This is a genomic window from Bacillus sp. SIMBA_005, assembly GCF_046535585.1.
Lineage (GTDB): Bacteria > Bacillota > Bacilli > Bacillales > Bacillaceae > Bacillus > Bacillus pumilus.
The window spans coordinates 1-390 of record NZ_JAWRWI010000074.1; the positions used below are offsets into that span (position 1 = coordinate 1).

Sequence of the window (390 nt, forward strand, 5' to 3'; positions counted from 1 at the left end):
GACATCCAAAGTGATTTCAGGGAAGAAACTCGGTATCGTGCCGATCCTGAGAGCGGGTCTCGGAATGGTTGACGGCATGCTGAAATTAATCCCGGCCGCTAAAGTGGGACATGTCGGATTATACCGTGATCCGGAAACCTTAAAACCGGTGGAATACTATGTCAAGCTTCCTTCTGATGTAGAAGAACGCGAATTTATTGTCGTGGATCCGATGCTTGCTACGGGAGGCTCTGCGGTGGAAGCGATCAACAGCCTGAAAAAGCGCGGCGCGAGAAACATTCGTTTTATGTGTCTTGTAGCGGCTCCGGAAGGCGTGGAAGAGCTGCAGAAACATCATTCTGACGTTGATATTTATATCGCCGCCCTTGATGAAAAACTGAATGAAAAAGG

1 protein-coding gene is annotated in these 390 nt (G+C 48.7%); it reads left to right on the forward strand.

What is annotated here, in order from left to right; all coding sequences use genetic code 11:
* Positions 1-390: uracil phosphoribosyltransferase (upp, locus tag SB660_RS19155; protein ID WP_410583804.1), on the forward strand; the 390-nt coding region annotated here is incomplete at both ends.